Genomic DNA, 17,225 nt, shown 5'->3' with positions numbered 1-17,225 from the left:
CTGAATTTAATTGGTTTTGGAGATTACATGATCAGAACATCGATATTGGCTGTATCGCTTGCGGTCCTTGCTGTACCAGCCTTGGCGCAGGGTGACGAAAACAATCGCGCAGGTCGTTACGAAAGCGAAGGCGGAGCGTCTCTCACGGTGGACCTGACGCATAAGTCGGGCAATGATTATTCTGCCGCTATTTCGACGACGGTTGAAATGACCGATAAATTGCCCGGTTGCGGTGGAAGCCTGAAAGGCGATGTCACCATTACCGGTGCCAGCGCAACCATGTCGATCCCAAACGAAGGGTTCATTGAAAGCAAAAAAGAGTCCTTGCAGAACAGTCGTTTTTGCAAGGTGAACTTTAAGTTCACCGATCAATACACGTTGAAGCTGGAAGAAGTTTCCGGTTGCTCTTACTACCATGGCGCCAGCTGCGATTTTAATGGCACCGTCGTGCATGAAGCGAGCGGAATTTAACCAGGGCCTGCAAATCGGCCATCTACCAGAGCTTTAGAGGTTCAAGAAAAATGGCGGCTGTCGCGTGGACAGTCGCCATTTTTCGTCTTGACCCTCCTCTTACAGAAGATCCAGTTACTGGCCGATCGCCTTGGCCGACAACGTGATCGTGAAGTACTGATCGCGGTTGCTTTTCTCTACGGTCGACAGCTGGGCTATACCGTAATCAGCGAATTTCCCCTGCTCGAAGTGCGGATAATACCCTTTCCAGAAATAGCGCTGCTGCGTATCACCGGCGCTCATCTTTTGTGCAGACAAGCCAGCAACAAAGCGGGTGTCCTCTTCGCGATCGCGTGCGTTGAGAGCGACGCGAGCCTCGGTCATTTGCCAGTGACACACGCCGCGCCCATAGTAATCCTCATCCAGAATCATATCGGCATACACCGTACCAACGTATTCGGTCGCCGAAACAGGCGAAAGACGGAATGGTTCATGGCTCGAGATAACGGGTACGTTGCCGGCAAGCCAGCGGGTCTTGCCACATTTGCCCGCATTGCGGACATCGAACTGCATAGTACCCTCTACCGACGCAAACAGCGCGCCACCTTGATCCGCAGGCGCGATATCGGAAACATTTTCGAGTTTCATGCGGATTTCATAAGCCCGTTTCGGGCTGGGATTAAGTTTGCGCAAAGGTGGCTTGGAACCGCTGACTTTCGTAACAGGAGTTGTCTGCTCTGCGGCATAACCTGGATAACCAAAGCCGGTGGCGAGAAGGATTAGCGCCAGAGACAATCCGGATAGTCTGGAAACAAAAAGTGAGTGAACGGCCCGATTCAATTTCGATCTTTCCTTCGTAAGAATTCGACAGCGCTTTACCTCGATTAACACGTCTTTCGTTATCGCGAAAATATCTTTCTGCCCTGCACGTCCCGGAAAAGCCAATCTAACTTTACTGGATGCAGATCACTCATTTTCAGGTCACCATAGCTTGCCAGAAGCTAGTGGCATTATTAATTATTCCTGCTTTCTGTTGTATCCTGAGGGCGCGTACTGAACCAAACCCCATTGCCATGGCCGTTGGCACCGCAGAATTCGCTGGAACCTGTCGCGCGCAACCTGTGTGAGGAATGGAGAATCCCGTCCCGTAGGTTCAGCTCGAGCTGTTCGCCCGCTCCAAGATCGATAGTCAGAACGCCACTCACAAGGCGGCCCTCGCCGGAGAGCTCGCAGGTCCATTTGAGAAAGTCGATATCAACCGGATTGGCGGACACGGAGTATCTACCGTCCGCAAGGTGCTTTATCTCCAGCTCGCCGGAAGCATTACTCCAGAGCCCGGTCAACCGATCGGATGCGAGCGACATACGTTCAAGCACCGCCAAACGCCAGGACAGGCGACCCCGAAGATCCGAACGATCCTCCTCTGTCAGGGTCGCGCTATCCGCCAGAATATAAAGGTTGCGCCGGAGACTCCGGCGATATCTCGCCTCATCCTCGTCCAGCGCCGCTGAAGCGGCGGCGTCGACCCCTTTCTGGCTTTTCAAGTCGCCAATGCGGGTGTCAATTGACCGCCGCAGAGCTGCAAGCTCAGGGTCACTCGCAATTGTCGCTTCCACAATGGCGAGTTCGCGGCTGCAATCTTCATAGCGCACCCGACAATCGAGCCGTTGCGAGGCATTGTTGGCTGCGACGGGTAGCGGCCCGAACGTGCTCTGCGTATAGCCATCCTCGCCCGTCGTCCGCATGATTTTGCCCTCACAGATGCGCAACCGGTGCACATAGCTGTTGTTGTATTCCATTTCCTGGAGATCGTCACGACGGCGACCGTGGTGATACCAGACCGTGGCGTCGTAAGTCGCACTATTACGGGCGGTGTGGCGAATTCCGTCGGTGATCAGGCGTACCTCCGACACCTCACCGTTAGGCGCGATGCTCTTCGACCTGATCTGTGCCTGATTTTCCGAGTGAAAGGCGTCGAGAGCAACAACACACGCACTGTGGGACCCGTATTCCTCGTCGACCGGTGGCAGTGGCAGCTGGCCGCTGGCATGGACCACCGTTGACGAGCACAGCGCCACGCAGAAAATCATCGTTCTCAATTGGAATTCGAATTTTGGCATTGTTCCATCGCTGAAGTGAATCTTCGATCATGACTGGTTCTTAAACGGATTGTCGTCGGGCCACGCACCCGACGATCACCCCATGTCTGAAACTGTGAGCTGGTAGCGCAGGGGACGATTGCCCCGTTTGAGTTCCGAAACAAGAAGGAAAATCCTCTCAATCTGGCCGTAGTCTGTCTCGTGTCCAGGCTCCCTCCGCCATTCCATCATCCATCGCAAACCGGAATGCTTGGCGCGTAGGGCCTCAATATCCGGCGGACCGACAAGATCGAGATATTCGGCCTCAGTGATCTCGCGCGACCAGTCGGCCAGATCATATGGGCGCGAGACAAGAGGAAGATCGAAGCTTCGAATAAGGTCGTAACCGTTAGGGCGGATTCCAAGTAGTGACAGGACAATAGGAAACTCCCGATCTTTGCTCGCGGGATGGTACAGAACCGGTACCGCGAAGGTTACGTGGCGATAAGTGATCAATCAAGATTGCGTTTCAGGCCGAACCACCTTTCTCGGTCAGTCGCCCGCCGTTCGACCGATCTTCCCCTCAATGTTCCTTTACGCAGATGCCTGACGGATCGAACGGATCACAAGAGGGGGCACGGTAAGAACTGTTCATGGCGACTCTTTATCAGAACTGGCCGCCTACCCCATGTCGGAAACCTCGAGCCGGTAGCGACGAGGACGATTGCCCCGCTTGAATTCCCAGATGAGGTGAAAGATTGCTTCGATCTGGCCGTAATGACCCTCGTGCCCGGGCTCGCTTCGCCATCCCATCATCCAGCGCAGGCTGTCGTGCTTGGCCAGCAAGGCGTCGAAATCGGACGGACCAACAAGATCGAGATATTCGGCTTCGGTGATGTCTCGCGCCCAATCGGTCAGATCGTAAGGCCGAGAAACAATTGGAAGATTGAAGCTGTCGATCAGTCTGAAACCATCCGCGATGAAGAGGCTGTTGAGGTTGAGGTAAAATTTTCGATTTCGAACATGAGGCATCAACCCCGGAAGGTATTTCTGTAGTTTCGGATTCAGGTCGAGCAGATCGCAAAGGCCAAGCTTGATTCTTCCAAACAAACCGTTTGAGCGGGACCCGATGCGGTAAGGTCCGTCTGACGCTTTGCCAGTGATAATGTTTTCGAAGTCAAGAATCTTTCTGGAAAGGATCGGTTCGGTGAACGTGATTGTGACGGCGCAGTTGAGGCTCATCGGGTCAGTTCCAGCTGGGGTAAGATGACGGCACCGTAACCTTAACTTTGATGTAAGTCTCAGCGGTGGATAAGAGCGCATGCTCGACAATCGCTCCTCGCTTTATCATCGCCATCGCTTTCCACCTGAGATTATCGCCGAAGCGGTGTAGCTGTATTTCCGCTTTCCGCTGAGCTTTCGCATGGATGCAATTCTTTCTGGCCGAAAGATTTCGGTAGCCCGTGCAATGGTCGATGACCAGCAGAAAAAATGAGAACCTCACGAATATCACCATGAGACGATTAAACGCGCAATGCTTGACAGATACGGCACCAAACTACGCAGGCTCTATAGCATGTTTACCATCACCGACAGCCCAAGCAGTAAGCATAGCGGCGTGTATGCAGCTGTGTCGCAGTAAGCGAAAGTCGACATATGATCCGCCTTGAACAGCCCTACATATCGGAAATCACCCACAGCTCGTGCAATTAAAAGCACAGCAGTTAACCAGCAGCCGATGCGGGTGGCTCCGGGCATCATCAGAAACTTTGTGCCTGCGGATTGTTCAGCTACAAGAACGCTGGCAAGGATGATTCCAACCGCAACCGCCGCCGTTCCGATCCTGCTCGGACAAAAAAACGGCTTGCCATTTTTTTCTGGAATGACCGCGACGAGATTTGCGGGCCCTCGGATCGCCCAAAACAGATGGAGGATTCCTATAAGCATAAGTATGATGGCCGCAGCCAATCCGATAAAGGGCTTCGTCCCCTCAAACAAAACTGCACCGTCGTGCTGTATCGCTGTCCACCAGCAGAGAACTCCAACGATCGCGAAGAACGGCCAAGCGATGTGCTGCCCTTTTGAGTAAGAGCCTGTGATCACGGCGGACGTGACGAACAAGGCGCCCAGGATTTCGAGGCTTAAAATTGATGCCAAATCTATAGGCGCAACAGCAAGCGCAAGGAGCAGTGCAGCACAGGCAAACATGAATAGGGAGGTGAGGTGCCAGGCAAAACGCAGCGTGAGGCGGATGAAATCTCCCCCCTTCGTAGGAGAGAAACCAAAGGAAGCGTTGAAGCCGGGAGCGATTATACGTCGTTCACCGAGTACCGAATGTGTCACAGCGATGCCGATCGTAATGACAGATCCGACCAAAAGGCGCCAGTCCATAACCATCTCCATACGTTTGCGTATGGAGCTTCTTAAAGCAGCAACTTGCGAAACACAATACGGTCCCGTATGGTATTTCGTATGGAACGTCTTGATAGAATTGATTGGGTATATGCTGGTCTTTCCGCGCTCTCTGAGGGAGGGATAGCTGCTGTGCGGGTCGAACTTCTCGCCAAGCGTCTCGGAATTACCAAGGGCAGTTTTTATTGGCACTTCGCGAGACGCGAGGATCTGCTTGGCGCGATGATCGAAGAATGGGAGCGCTCCCAGACTGCCAGTGTCATTACCGAGGTCGGATCTCTCGGTGGCGATCCCTACCAACGGCTCCAGCATCTTTCGAACGCGCTGAATGAGCTCGACCTGCGATTGGAAGCTGCTATACGCGGCTGGGGAGGATCGGATCCAGATGTTCGTAAAACAATCGAACGCATAGACACTGCACGTCTAATTTACCTCCAGTCAGTCATTGAGAGTGCCGGTGTTCCGACCTTGCCAGCGCAAGCACGTGCACGCCTCGTTTATTTTGCCCTGATTGGCGAGTTGATCAGTGGGAGAGCTGACTGGCTTGAATATCACCAGGAAGCGATGCGCTTGAACAGAACGATGTTGCTCACGTGGCCATAAGGTCGGTTTTGCAGCAAATTATAGGATCAAGACGGAAATCGTGGGGTGGACACGCCGCGAGCCGTCGGTGCGGTCGAACCAATCGGTGTCAAGAATGTGCTATGCTGACGGCTGGAATGAAGGCGCCAAGCGGTTATCAATTTCGCTGATCGCTGGGCTGGAATCTGGTTTCACAGCATCAGCCCGGATCTGATACGCTCGTCGTTCCCAGATCATTTTCAACGGTTTTGGCTCCGTTTTTTCTCCGTGCAGCGAAGATAGTGAAGATCGTACATGAGATTGCCGCAACTCCGGCAAGACCGTGCGGCGAAAACTCCATAGCTAAACCGCCAATCAGGGGGCCGACAAGAGCGCCGAGACCCCAAGCTATCGACAATAAAGCGTAAACACTGACCAGCTCTCCGCCTCTAAAGCGATCTCCGAGGATCGCAATCATTGTCGTATAAATCCCAACGAATGCGCCACCCCAGGCAAATAGCAGCGGATAAGCGAGCCAGTCATGAGAAAGCGCAAACGGCCAGACAAGCGCCCCTACCGCCGACATTGCACCGAGAACGACAATAAGGAGTTGGCGTTTAACCCTGTCGCCGATCCAGCCAATGGGGAGCTGTAGCGTAATTGAACCCAGGAGCAGGATCGTGAGTAATAGTGTCGCCGATTGCTCTGGCCATCCTAACTGAATTGCATAGAGAGGGAGCAAGGTCAAACCTGCGGCTTCAAGAGCCGCGTTCAGAGCGGCAGCGGCGATTGCCAATGGAACAACTTTCAGAAAGGCAAATAGACTCGTTTTATTTTCCTCCGCCGACTGTACTTCTGCTGGCCGGCCGCTCTGCAGAACGAGAAAGCCAAAGAATGCAAGTGCGGCCCCAATGACGAACGCAAGCGATTGCTCACGCCCCACAAGCGTCAGGATAGCAGGCCCCAATGCTGTGCCGGCCGACAGGGCAGTAACGTAGATAGCTATCGTTTTACCACGATTTGCCTCAGCGGTGATCTGGTTCAACCACGCTTCAGAGACCACGAACATGGTTTCTGAAGCTGCACCCAGCGCAGCACGCAGTGGAAACCAGATCCAAAAGAATGGTGATGCGGGAAAAAGTGCAAACAATCCGCCAGCAGCCAGAAGCGCTCCTTTGGCAAGCCTACCAAAACCAAATCGCTTCAAAAGGGCGGGAAGAAAAGGGGCGATCATAAGAACGCCGACCGCATACATCGCACCATTTACGCCGATCCACGCCTCGGAATACCCCGCATCAGACAACTCAAGTGCTATCAGTGGCGCGCTGAGTCCATATGTCAGGCCAAACATGGCTGCCGTGAGGATCACAACAGCCATTGTTCTCAATGAACCTGTCATGGAGCAACCCTTTCACTCTCGGAACGTTCTTCCTTGCTGACCAGTTCTCTTTTTGATTGAAACGCCTGACGCATGCGCTTTCTCCAGCGTCTCTCGCTATTCTCGACGACCTCATTGAGAAGCCGGCTATAGTCAAGCACGAGACCCGGGGTCCAGGTCATCGCTTCAGCTCTGCCTCGGACAATGCGCATGAACCAAAAATGTGGATCGCTGATAATACGAAATACGTCGCGCCAGGGTCTTCCCGTATCACCGGCGCCTTCTATTGCCGCGTCAAGCGCTTGGATGACAGTCGTTGAGCAATTACGTGCGGTCAGATTGTAGGTTTTATCGCTGGCATAAGCCTCCCAAAATGTTCGCAACGACTGCGGGTTAAACCGGCTAAAACTGATCTTCTGATCCGGCATACACCAAGCAGCAGCTTCCTCTTTTAAAGATGCATTGAAACGGCCAGGCACATCGTTTTCCGGCCTCGCTGAAAGAAGCGCACGGAAATCGTCGGGATTATGATCGATATCATCCGCCGGATAATGGCTCACATAAAGATCAGGCGGCATTTCAAGCGCTGCATGTCCCGTAGAGATAACACCTTTCTTGTCGACAGCCGCGACATATCGGTCGATAAGGAGCCTACGTTCTGGATCTGAGATCGAACCCACTGCAGTCCAAACATAGACGTTGAGGATCATGTCCTTTTCGACAATGAGCCCCTCCCCGACAATGGGATGGAGTTTACCACCCTGCCAATTCCGCGCCGCATAGAGAGGAAGCGACGTTATTGAGGCGCCATCGGGTAGACGTCGCAAGGGGAGCGCCATACGCACGAGTGCGTAGCCTGACGTTATTAGTAACAATGCAAAACAAAACGGAACCGTTAGCAAGTGCGGAACCGGCCATGCAAAAAGGATCATAAGCGCCAAGCCAAATTCAACCAGTCCCGCCACTATTCCAAAGCGCCAGCGCGGGCTACGTAAAACATAAGCCGATCCAATCCGGAACAGTCCATCGGCAAGAAACGCGGTTCCAAAAACGATCGCGGCACCAATATTGTTGTCCCATGGCACATTGAAAACGAGAAAAGCGGCAAATAGAAACGCCACCCCCGCAATGCATCGATCCAGTGACGGCGCAAACCGAGCGCAGCTGCGGCTATGATTTCTACAAATCCTTCGACTATGAGGAAAATAGCCAGCGTGTCCAGAAAGACGGAGAGCTTTCCATCGCTAAGATCGAACAGGATCAGGATGCCCAGGAGCATCCATACCATGCCGGCGGCCATGAGAAGTCGCCACATGGGTTTTAAGGCGCGCGCACCAAGAAGGAGAAAAAGGAGTCTGACCATTATTTAGGAGCACTTGTACGAGATTAATCTATCGACTGCTTGGCTTTATTTTATTGCTGGCAAAGTATGTCAAATCAGTAAAGTATTACAAGTTTTCCCATACCAAAAAGGTTCAGTTCTCGTTGCAAACGATTACCGCGAAGTGTCTTCCCAAATTAGTTGGCACAGACGAGAGCATCGGTTTCAGAAAGTGGATATAATAGATTCGGTCTGCAAACAGCCAAAATAAGTGATTAGTTGGCCGATGGCGTCCAAATGAACTTCGCCTCAAACGAAGATAGCCGCTACTCCCGGTGATGTGTTGGTTGCCAGTCAAGTTATCGATTGTAATGGGGCCGAAAGCTGAATGCCCGATTCTGATGAATAAACCGGAAAGCGGTCATAAATGTGTGCCGGGAACTAAGAAACTAATCGGTCCAGTCTTCTACTCGTAAGCCAGGAACACGATCAAACTCCCTGCGATTATTCGTAACGATAATCAGGCCACGTGAGCGAGCGTGGCCAGCAATCAACTGATCGTATGGGCCAATAGGAGTTCCACTGCGGGCCAATTCAGCACGTAATTGGCCCGTGTGGTTTGCTGCCGCTTCATCATACGATAACACCTCGAGGCGAGCTGCGAACCCCTCCACGACTGCAAGGTTCTTTTCAGGATGGGCAGACTTTTCCGCGCCGTAAATCAATTCCATCAAACTAACCGAGCTGATACACAATTGATCGTGGAAGCGGTTGAACGCCTCACGCACTTGCTGCGGTCGGTTCTTGATCGTGAAAATGCATATATTGGTATCCAGCATGTACCTCAGCATTAAAACGCCTCGCGTTCCTGTGAAGCAGGCTGATCACGCTCATTCATGAAGTCAGATGTCGCCTCTAAGCCATCAAACCAGCTATCCCAGACCTCACCAGCGGGTGCTATAATTCGAGTGCGCCCCACAGCAACGATATCGACACGCTTCACATCAGCAGGCAAAGCTACTGCCTTTGGCAAGCGGATAGCTTGGCTTCGATTGCTCTGGAATACTGCTCCTTGTTCCATCTGCGTCACTCCTGATTGTATTCACGGTGATACGACATAAATAGTTCGTCAACAGGGATATGTCAATGGGATATACACAATGGAGCTTTATCAGACGAACAATCGATTTGGCTATAATAAACTTAAGGCTACCGGCCATGAAAAGCGGCGTTGCGTTAGGCACATAAAGCCAACTCCGTGTTCAGATTGCCAGTCAAGATTCTGTCTCGGGAGACGCGGCGTCCTATCGCCAACTCCCGCCACAATTCTTTCTCTACTGGCCGCAGTATCCATCGTCATATTCAACGTTTGGCACAATATATATCGTGAGCGTTGCGGGCAGAATAACATGAGGCAATTTGCATCGGATGGAAGAGCTTCAGTGGGCTTCACGCATCTTTGCCGTTTTTAACCCAGAAAATTGCCGAATTCCAACGGGAACTAACATGAGCAAGCCCACCATCGATGAGTAAATCTCCGGTGCAACTAATAGAACCGCCGCCAAGATCATAAGGATGTTCTCCCAAGGCTTTGTTCTCACCAACAAAAAGCCAGAGAGCGCAGCGCCAAGTGCGGTAATACCGATGGCGCAACCGAAAAACGCTATAAAGAAGTCAGGCCAGTTGAAATTGGATGTTACCAACAACAGCGACGGCGAGAAAACGAAGACAAACGGCACCAATACTTTGCCCAATCCCAAGCGAAACGCCGTATTACCGGTCTTGAATGGATCGGCCCCCGCCATACCCGCAGCTGCATAGGCGGCGAGCGCCACCGGTGGTGTTATGTCGGCCAGAACGCCGTAATAGAATACAAAGAAATGCGCGACGATGGGCTCTACACCAAGAAGCCCCAGAGCAGGTGCGGCAATCGTGGCCATAATGATGTAGTTCGCCGTTGTCGGAATGCCGCACCCCATGAGGATGCAGACAATTCCGGTCATTATGAGCGTAAAAAGGAGTGTGAGACTCTGCGGTCCAAACCAAGTGACTGGCAGGGTCGTCCCAAAAAAGCCAGCGAGCTGGGCGGCCGTCGATGTTACTATATAGGAAATTTTGAAACCAACCCCAGTGAGCGTCACCACGCCCACTATAATGCCGACAGTAGCCGCCGCTGCACCAACGGCAAGAGCGTATTTCGCACCGTCTCGCAGACCGTCGAGTATCTCCCCCACCGTCATGCGCTTGCGGGGATTAAGAAGGCCGACCGCAATACACAAGGTTATACCCCAGAAGGCCGCGAGATAAGGCGTATAACCGGACAACAGAACACCAATCAGCACCACGAGTGGAATGACTGTCGGCCAATCGCGCTTAAAGGCCTCACCGAGATCTGGCAACTCCTCCCTGGTCATGCCGCGCAAACCATTGCGCTTGGCCTCAAAATGAACCTGCATCAACACACCGAAAAAATGCATAAAGGCCGGCACAATAGCGGCCAGGATGATAGTCGTATAAGGCAAGTTGAGAAACTCGATCATCAGGAACGCAGCTGCGCCCATGATCGGAGGCGTAATTTGCCCCCCCGTTGAGGATGCCGATTCCACCGCTGCCGCGAAATGCCTTTTATATCCAAGCCGGATCATTGCAGGGATAGTCAAAGAACCCACCGTGACCGTGTTGGCTACTGAAGAACCAGAGATCATACCGAACAGCGCGGATCCAAAAATCGAGACCTTTGCAGGTCCGCCAGCGAAGCGCCCTGCCACCCAGGCTGCACAATCAAGAAACAACTGCCCCAAACCGATGCGGGTCGCGAAAACACCAAACAAGACAAAATGGAAGACATAGGTGGCAACGACGCCGAGCGCGATGCCATAGATGCCCTGTGTCGTCAGATAAAGATGATCAATCAATTGGCTTACAGACGCACCTGGATGAACCAATATGCCGGGCATGTGGCGTCCATAGAGCGCGTAAAGCATGAACAGAATTGAGATAATGGGCAGCGGCCAGCCCACCGAACGCCGTGTCGCCTCCAAAAGCACTACGACCAACAAACCTCCAAGAACAACGTCTATGGTGGTCGGGTTGCCAACCCGGAAAGCAAGATCGTCAAGCGGTATTAAAGGGACGTGCAGTACTGCCACAACAGCGATAATCGCCAACGTCCAGTCAATGATCGAAATACCGAGAGGCCTTAGCAGCGAAGAGGTTTCAGGCTGACCATAACCTTTGCGCGAAAAGGGGAAGACGAGAAAAACCAAGCCCAACACGAAGGAAAGATGGATCCCGCGATGCACCATTTCCGACAAAAGGCCGAAACCCGCAGTATAGTAGTGAAACAAAGATAAAACGATGAGCAGGAACCCGACGATACGAGCGGCAATCGGTGCCAGCGGGCGAAACCGTATCTCGGAATCGAACTGCTCTTCAAGCTCTCGCGCTTTGGCCTCATCCAATTCCATGGGCGAAAGTTTCGTTTCTTGTCCGTTCACCACACCAGCCCTCGTTAGTTTCATATCCATCTGGATATCATGAAACCCATCCTTGCGCGGGCACCGGTCTGGTGCCCGCATCTCGGAGTACTGTTTCAACGCGTCCATTCATTCCACTTGGAAAGGATAGGCTTACTTGAGAACACCTGCTTCCTTGTAGAACCGCTCCGCACCTGGGTGCAGCGGAATTCCAAGACTGGTGGTTGCTGTATCAAGCTTGATAAGCTTGCCTTTTGCGTGACCGGCATCAAGAGCCTGCCTGCTTGCATCATTGAAGAGAGTTTTTGTGATGTTGTAGACCAGTTCATCCGGCTGCTTTGCGCTCGTCACCCACTGGGCCGCAACGGCGAGCGTTTCTGTCTGTCCAACATCCTTGTAGGTATCCGCCGGCACAGTATCCTGTGAGAAGAACGTGTATTTTTCTCTGATCTTTTCAGCCTCGGGGCCAGAAATCGGAACAAGAGAAATGCCATTCGATGTAGCAAGTTCCGAAATCGCTCCCGTGGGGTATCCACCAACGAAGAAATAAGCATCGAGCGCGCCATCCTTCAGACGCTCGCCCGCCGGACCTGGCTTCAAATGCTCTGCTTTCACGTCACTTTCACTCAGGCCATAGGCCTCAAGAACGATCCGAGCATCAACAATCGTACCAGAACCCGGCTCATCAATCGAAACGCGCTTCCCCTTAAGGTCGGCAACAGATTTGATCCCTGCATCTTTACGCGCTACCAGATGTATGGTTTCAGGATAAAGCGTCGCGATCAGACGCAGATCTTCGACCTTGCCCTTGCCGTCATACAAGCCAGTGCCAGTGTGAGCCCAGTAAGCAACATCCGACTGCGTAAAGCCAGACTCCAGTGAACCAGATTGTATCGCGTTGATATTGGCGACCGATCCGTTGGATGAAACAGCGGTGGCCACCAATCCAGGGACACCTTTATCCCCGGCACCGGAAATAGCATTCGCGATCAGCCCACCGATCGGGTAATAGGTGCCTGCCGTTCCACCGGTGCCGATGCGAAAAAACGCAGGAGTTTGCGCGAAAGCAATGCCCGTTCCAACGGCAACCATGCCTGCAACAACAGCAAATGCTGCTCGACGACTGAACTTTCTCACTGTCATGTTTCTCTCCGTTCCCTCGTTAATTTTGTTCAAATTATGTCTTGGAGCATGAAAAGCTAGCTATCGCTTGTCAAGCGCTCTATCGGTCTTCGATCGCTGCTGCCGCCCTGAAAGAATTACCCATTCAGCAAAATTGAAATTTTCGTCACTTATTCAATGTATAATTGAAATTATTAAATTTATATATTTGATTCCCATCTAAATATTATTATTATTAATAATAAATACAATACGTTATATATAGTATCAGCGATATTTCGGCTTCGTATGCTGCTTTATAAAGCACAGAATCTATATTGATGACGTCAGATTTCCAAAACAGTTTGGGATTTTAAAAAAGAATGCTGTAGCGTTCAGCAAGTCTGTGGGAGGACATTTTCGAATATGGCAGAAAAGCATTTTGCATAGACTTTTATCTGATCGCTGAACTGATAGTCCAGCGGTATCTTTCGAGGTGAGGAGGGAGCATGCAATTTTTTAATCGTAAAACTACTGTTTCTCTGGCCATGGCTCTAGGATTAGCCGTCGGTGTAACGCAAACACGAGCTGAAGAATTTGTAAATATTCTGACGGGCGGCACCAGCGGCGTCTACTATCCGCTCGGGGTCGCGATGGAAAAAATCTATTCGAGCATTCCCGATGTGCGCCCCTCGGTTCAGGCGACCAAGGCGTCCATCGAGAATATCAACCTAATTAATAGCGGTCGCGGGGAAGTCGCCTTCACGCTGGGAGATTCCCTGCGCGACGCTTATGAAGGCAATGAAGCTGCGGGCTTTAAAAAGAAGCTCACCAATCTCAGCACCCTTGCCGCGATATATCCGAATTATGTCCAGATCGTCGCCTCCAAGGAATCCGGCATCAAGACATTGGCCGATCTCAAGGGAAAACGTCTTTCCGTCGGCGCGCCCAAATCGGGAACCGAACTGAATGCGCGCACCATTCTGGAGGCTGCCGGACTTTCTTATGACGATCTCGGCAAGATCGAATATCTGCCCTTTGCAGAATCTGTCGAGCTGATGAAGAACCGCCAATTGGATGCGACCTTGCAATCTTCCGGACTTGGCGTCGCCTCGCTGCGCGACCTGGCCAACTCCGTGGACATCAACGTTGTTGAGGTTCCCGCCGACATCATCGAGAAAATCGGCGCGCCTTATCAGGTCAACACGATACCGGCGGATACCTACAGCGGACAGGACAAGGATGTCACCACCGCGTCTGTTATCAACTATCTGATCGTTCGTCCCGACCTGGACGAAGAGCTGGTTTACCAGATGACCAAGGGTCTGTTTGAAAATCTTGACCAGTTGGCTGCCGCCCATTCTTCGGCCAAGTCGATCAAGCTCGACGAGAGTACCATTGTGTCACCCGTCCCGATCCACCCCGGCGCATTGCGTTACTACAAGGAAAAAGGCATCGAATAGGCTGGTTTGAGCTCTTTCGTCGGTTGGCGCCCGCGTAACAATCTCGGGCGCCGTCCCCCTTTTTGGCGGTTGAGGCCCGATTCTTCTTCATGGCGTCGTTTCCGAAACCGTTGTTTCCAACATGCATAAACGGATGAAGGTTTGTTCATGACGCAGAGCGAGAACAGCGCCGTAGAATCGGCCGAACATATTCCTGCCTGGGGCACAGGCACCGGAGCAAAAGTCCTCTTTGCCATTGCCGTGGCTTTTTCGGTTTTCCAGCTTTGGACTTCCGCCTATTCCCCATTGCCCAGTCAGGTGGTCCGCTCGGTCCATGTCGGATTTCTGCTGCTGCTTCTCTTCGGCCTTTACGCCAATGCGAGCGCGACGGCTGCGAAACGGGCGGCGTTCTGGCTGGCGGCAATCCTCGCCTTCGCGCTTAGCCTTTATCATTGGGTTTTCTACGAGGACCTTGTGATCCGGGCGGGCGAACCCAATACGCCGGATATTGTAACCGGTATTCTGGTCATCGCACTCGTCTTTTGGGCGGGAAAGAAGATGATGGGCTGGACCTTGCCGCTCATCTGCGCGATATTTCTGGCATATGGTTTGTTCGGCCAATATTTGTCGCAGCCATTCAATCATCGCGGGTATGATTTCGAGCAGGTGGTCGAGGTTCTGTTCCTGGGAACCGAGGGAATTTACGGCACGCCGATCTATGTCTCGTCGAGCTATATTTTTCTGTTCATCCTGTTCGGGGCTTTTCTTGAACGCGCTGGCATGATTCAGCTTTTCAACGACATTGCGATGGGCACGGTCGGCGCATCGCGAGGCGGCCCCGCAAAAGTTTCGGTCATCTCCTCAGCTTTGATGGGAACAATCAACGGGTCCGGCGTCGCCAATGTCGTGACCACCGGCGCCTTTACCATTCCTCTCATGAAACGTTCAGGTTTCCGCCCCGCCTTTGCGGGTGGCGTCGAAGCGGTGGCGTCAATGGGTGGCCAGATCATGCCGCCGGTCATGGGGGCAGTCGCCTTTATCATGGCTGAAACGCTTGGTCTGCCCTATGTCGAGATCGTCAAAGCAGCAATCGTTCCGGCAATTCTCTATTTCATCACTGTTTTCGTGATGGTGGATCTTGAAGCGCGGCGTCTCAAGATGAAAGGTCTAAAAAAAAGCGAAATGCCCAGCGCTCTTGAGGCGATCCGAAAACGTTGGTTTCTTGTTTTACCACTGATCGCTTTGGTATGGCTGCTTTTCTCCGGTTATACGCCACTTTTTGCTGGCACTGTCGGCCTCAGCCTGACCGCCCTTATCATTCTGGGCGTGCCGATTTCCGGCCCCATGTCGACGCCTTTGCGCGTGTTGTTCTGGGTTGCACTCGGCGTTATGTCGGCAGCGGCTTTCGGTACAACCTTCAACATTTTCGGCTACAGTCTGCGCGGGATAACGCTTATCATTGTGCTTGTCGCGCTTCTGGTAGCGATTAACTTTCTAGTGCGAGGCGGTCGCGAAACGCTCAGCCTTTGTCTTCAAAGTCTCGCTGAAGGCGCAAAGAACGCACTCCCCGTCGGTATCGCCTGCGCCCTTGTTGGCGTCATCATCGGTGTTCTGGCGCTTACCGGAGCCGGGTCGACTTTCGCGCGCGTGATCGTCAGTGTTGGAGAAAACTCACTGTTTTTCTCTCTGGTGCTAACCATGCTGGCGTGTCTTGTGCTTGGCATGGGCATTCCGACCATTCCAAATTACATCATCACATCGTCGATCGCGGGGCCTGCGCTTCTGCACCTTGAAGTACCACTTCTGGTGTCGCACATGTTCGTCTTCTATTTTGGCATCATGGCGGATCTCACGCCGCCGGTAGCGCTTGCTGCTTTTGCGGCAGCGCCGATTGCGCGCGAGTCCGGCATGAAGATCGGCATGCAGGCGATCCGGATCGCAGTCGCGGGATTCGCCGTGCCTTTCATGGCGGTGTATGAACCGGTCATCATGCTCCAAGAGGGCGGACCGCTTTCAGAAAAATTCGGTTTCTGGCCAGCCTTTGGCTATATGTTCATCAAGGCGCTTCTTAGTATCCTACTCTGGGGCGCAGCCGCTATCGGTCATCTTCGAACGCCGCTGAACATATGGGAACGTATATGGGCATTTGCTGCAATTGCTCTGATGCTTGCAACCTATCCCTATAGTGATGAGCTTGGCTTTGCTGCCTGCGCCGCTTTCCTGATATGGCATTTCTGGAGGTCGCGTCCTTCCGTTGTCGCGTCATCCGGTTGATGGCGGTCTGCATTGCAACGGCTGGCGGTGTCCTGAAAATCGCCGCCACAAGCTTCTTGCTGTCATGGACCCACAGCGTTGAAAAAGTGCCATGGCAGGAGTCCTGGACTGTCTCATCTCAGGGGCTGGTCTTGTCGGAAGCCCGCATCAAGGGCTCCGGCGCGGGGATGGATCCGCCAGCGGATGCGGTTTTGAAAGATGGCTGGTATATCTACCACCCCCATATTCCTCCACGTGGAGAAATCATTCTCGCAGCCTCCGGCAAGACGGGCGGAGGCTGGACTTTCTGTTCGAAACAGAAATGTATGGAATTGGGTGGTAAGGCAGAAGAACCCATCCGTATACATGTCTGCAAGTAGTTCTGTTCACTGTATTTCGGCGAACGGAATGATCTCGGAGGACGATCAACTGTTTCAACCATTTGATTGCCAGTACAGGTTTCCTGCCCCAAATCTGCATGAGTAGCAATATCGCTCCTTCGCCTTAAACGGATATGAACTTCAAGCATACCGCTAATTTCCGTAAGCTTCAGAATTGCTTCATCCCGCCATCTCTGACGAAAAGTATGCAAAAGATCCACTGTACGTCCCCATCCTGAGCTGCGGCAATCTGATTAGCTTACCCGAACCATCGACGAATATGCTTCTTACAGGCTAGGGATTTGATGCGGATAGATTGGTTATGATTCAGCCGGCCGCGATTTCAACCGCGTCATTTAAGGCAAATCAAATC

The 17,225-nt window shown here is 52.5% G+C and carries 17 protein-coding genes; 6 read left to right on the top strand and 11 right to left on the bottom strand.

From position 1 onward, the window contains the following. Positions 1-27: 27 nt before the first annotated feature. Entirely contained in the window at positions 28-471 is a 444-nt protein-coding gene (locus tag QLQ11_RS20775) for a hypothetical protein (RefSeq protein WP_075041722.1), read from the top strand. A gap of 114 nt (positions 472-585) precedes the next feature. Here QLQ11_RS20775 and QLQ11_RS20770 read toward each other — a convergent pair whose 3' ends face one another. The 5 genes from QLQ11_RS20770 to QLQ11_RS20750 form a co-directional block, all read right to left on the bottom strand. Beyond that, on the bottom strand, positions 586-1,290 hold the full coding sequence (locus QLQ11_RS20770) for a hypothetical protein (protein WP_283735569.1): 705 nt from the start codon (positions 1,288-1,290) through the stop codon (positions 586-588). A 173-nt stretch (positions 1,291-1,463) separates the two neighbouring features. Further along, positions 1,464-2,570, bottom strand: a complete 1,107-nt coding sequence (locus QLQ11_RS20765; protein ID WP_283735570.1) for a hypothetical protein — start codon at positions 2,568-2,570, stop codon at positions 1,464-1,466. A 75-nt stretch (positions 2,571-2,645) separates the two neighbouring features. Continuing rightward, positions 2,646-3,044 carry a hypothetical protein gene (locus QLQ11_RS20760; protein WP_283735571.1) on the bottom strand — a complete coding sequence of 133 codons (399 nt, stop codon included), beginning with the start codon at positions 3,042-3,044 and terminating at the stop codon, positions 2,646-2,648. 165 nt (positions 3,045-3,209) lie between these two features. Further along, a complete protein-coding gene (locus tag QLQ11_RS20755; protein WP_371836002.1) occupies positions 3,210-3,770 on the bottom strand; it encodes a hypothetical protein in 561 nt (186 codons plus the stop codon). Between the two features lie 327 nt (positions 3,771-4,097). Then, a complete protein-coding gene (locus tag QLQ11_RS20750; RefSeq protein ID WP_283735573.1) occupies positions 4,098-4,919 on the bottom strand; it encodes a DUF3995 domain-containing protein in 822 nt (273 codons plus the stop codon). Positions 4,920-5,000: 81 nt separating this feature from the next. On the opposite strand from QLQ11_RS20750, the gene QLQ11_RS20745 reads away from it, so the two are divergent. Next, the gene (locus QLQ11_RS20745; RefSeq protein WP_371836001.1) at positions 5,001-5,543 is read left to right on the top strand and encodes a TetR/AcrR family transcriptional regulator; all 543 of its coding nucleotides are present in this window, start codon (positions 5,001-5,003) and stop codon (positions 5,541-5,543) included. Positions 5,544-5,721: 178 nt separating this feature from the next. Here QLQ11_RS20745 and QLQ11_RS20740 read toward each other — a convergent pair whose 3' ends face one another. Together QLQ11_RS20740 and QLQ11_RS20735 are read right to left on the bottom strand one after the other, a co-directional pair. After that, positions 5,722-6,900, bottom strand: coding sequence for an MFS transporter (locus QLQ11_RS20740; protein ID WP_283735575.1), 1,179 nt, complete (start codon positions 6,898-6,900; stop codon positions 5,722-5,724). Beyond that, a complete protein-coding gene (locus tag QLQ11_RS20735) occupies positions 6,897-8,000 on the bottom strand; it encodes an HdeD family acid-resistance protein (RefSeq protein WP_371836000.1) in 1,104 nt (367 codons plus the stop codon). Before QLQ11_RS20735 ends, QLQ11_RS20740 begins: the two co-directional genes overlap by 4 nt. Before the next feature lie 20 nt (positions 8,001-8,020). Here QLQ11_RS20735 and QLQ11_RS20730 point away from each other — a divergent pair, with 20 nt between their 5' ends. Further along, complete coding sequence (locus tag QLQ11_RS20730; RefSeq protein ID WP_371835999.1) at positions 8,021-8,203, top strand: hypothetical protein; 183 nt, start codon at positions 8,021-8,023, stop codon at positions 8,201-8,203. Between the two features lie 446 nt (positions 8,204-8,649). On the opposite strand, the gene vapC is transcribed toward QLQ11_RS20730, so the two are convergent. The 4 genes from vapC to QLQ11_RS20710 form a co-directional block, all read right to left on the bottom strand. Then, on the bottom strand, positions 8,650-9,051 hold the full coding sequence (gene vapC / locus QLQ11_RS20725) for a tRNA(fMet)-specific endonuclease VapC (protein WP_078341300.1): 402 nt from the start codon (positions 9,049-9,051) through the stop codon (positions 8,650-8,652). Continuing rightward, positions 9,051-9,281 (bottom strand): type II toxin-antitoxin system VapB family antitoxin, encoded by a 231-nt coding sequence (gene vapB, locus QLQ11_RS20720; protein WP_078341299.1) that lies wholly within the window; start codon positions 9,279-9,281, stop codon positions 9,051-9,053. Before vapB ends, vapC begins: the two co-directional genes overlap by 1 nt. 358 nt (positions 9,282-9,639) lie before the next feature. Next, complete coding sequence (locus tag QLQ11_RS20715; RefSeq protein ID WP_371836071.1) at positions 9,640-11,721, bottom strand: TRAP transporter permease; 2,082 nt, start codon at positions 11,719-11,721, stop codon at positions 9,640-9,642. 108 nt (positions 11,722-11,829) lie between these two features. Further along, positions 11,830-12,819, bottom strand: a complete 990-nt coding sequence (locus tag QLQ11_RS20710; protein WP_140026264.1) for a TAXI family TRAP transporter solute-binding subunit — start codon at positions 12,817-12,819, stop codon at positions 11,830-11,832. A gap of 467 nt (positions 12,820-13,286) precedes the next feature. Between QLQ11_RS20710 and QLQ11_RS20705 the strand changes: the two genes are divergently transcribed. The 3 genes from QLQ11_RS20705 to QLQ11_RS20695 all read left to right on the top strand — a co-directional run bounded on the left by QLQ11_RS20705 (position 13,287) and on the right by QLQ11_RS20695 (position 16,852). Then, positions 13,287-14,240, top strand: coding sequence for a TAXI family TRAP transporter solute-binding subunit (locus tag QLQ11_RS20705; protein WP_283735577.1), 954 nt, complete (start codon positions 13,287-13,289; stop codon positions 14,238-14,240). A 147-nt stretch (positions 14,241-14,387) separates the two neighbouring features. Then, the gene (locus QLQ11_RS20700) at positions 14,388-16,493 is read left to right on the top strand and encodes a TRAP transporter permease (protein WP_283735578.1); all 2,106 of its coding nucleotides are present in this window, start codon (positions 14,388-14,390) and stop codon (positions 16,491-16,493) included. Further along, positions 16,493-16,852, top strand: a complete 360-nt coding sequence (locus QLQ11_RS20695; RefSeq protein ID WP_283735579.1) for a DUF1850 domain-containing protein — start codon at positions 16,493-16,495, stop codon at positions 16,850-16,852. The genes QLQ11_RS20700 and QLQ11_RS20695 overlap by 1 nt, the downstream gene beginning before the upstream one ends. The last annotated feature ends 373 nt before the right edge of the window (positions 16,853-17,225 follow it).

It is taken from the genome of Ochrobactrum sp. SSR (assembly GCF_030067775.1).
GTDB classification, from domain to species: Bacteria; Pseudomonadota; Alphaproteobacteria; order Rhizobiales; family Rhizobiaceae; genus Brucella; species Brucella teleogrylli.
This window is presented reverse-complemented; position numbering and strand designations above follow the sequence as displayed.

Excerpts from the sequence above, each read along its gene's own strand:
- QLQ11_RS20715 (WP_371836071.1), bottom strand. The coding sequence starts at position 11,721 with ATGAAACTAACGAGGGCTGGTGTGGTGAACGGACAAGAAACGAAACTT.
- QLQ11_RS20710 (WP_140026264.1), bottom strand. The coding sequence starts at position 12,819 with ATGACAGTGAGAAAGTTCAGTCGTCGAGCAGCATTTGCTGTTGTTGCA.
- QLQ11_RS20740 (WP_283735575.1), bottom strand. The coding sequence starts at position 6,900 with ATGACAGGTTCATTGAGAACAATGGCTGTTGTGATCCTCACGGCAGCC.
- QLQ11_RS20705 (WP_283735577.1), top strand. The coding sequence starts at position 13,287 with ATGCAATTTTTTAATCGTAAAACTACTGTTTCTCTGGCCATGGCTCTA.
- QLQ11_RS20765 (WP_283735570.1), bottom strand. The coding sequence starts at position 2,570 with ATGCCAAAATTCGAATTCCAATTGAGAACGATGATTTTCTGCGTGGCG.
- QLQ11_RS20775 (WP_075041722.1), top strand. The coding sequence starts at position 28 with ATGATCAGAACATCGATATTGGCTGTATCGCTTGCGGTCCTTGCTGTA.
- QLQ11_RS20745 (WP_371836001.1), top strand. The coding sequence starts at position 5,001 with ATGGAACGTCTTGATAGAATTGATTGGGTATATGCTGGTCTTTCCGCG.
- vapC (WP_078341300.1), bottom strand. The coding sequence starts at position 9,051 with ATGCTGAGGTACATGCTGGATACCAATATATGCATTTTCACGATCAAG.
- QLQ11_RS20700 (WP_283735578.1), top strand. The coding sequence starts at position 14,388 with ATGACGCAGAGCGAGAACAGCGCCGTAGAATCGGCCGAACATATTCCT.
- QLQ11_RS20695 (WP_283735579.1), top strand. The coding sequence starts at position 16,493 with ATGGCGGTCTGCATTGCAACGGCTGGCGGTGTCCTGAAAATCGCCGCC.
- QLQ11_RS20755 (WP_371836002.1), bottom strand. The coding sequence starts at position 3,770 with ATGAGCCTCAACTGCGCCGTCACAATCACGTTCACCGAACCGATCCTT.
- QLQ11_RS20750 (WP_283735573.1), bottom strand. The coding sequence starts at position 4,919 with ATGGACTGGCGCCTTTTGGTCGGATCTGTCATTACGATCGGCATCGCT.
- vapB (WP_078341299.1), bottom strand. The coding sequence starts at position 9,281 with ATGGAACAAGGAGCAGTATTCCAGAGCAATCGAAGCCAAGCTATCCGC.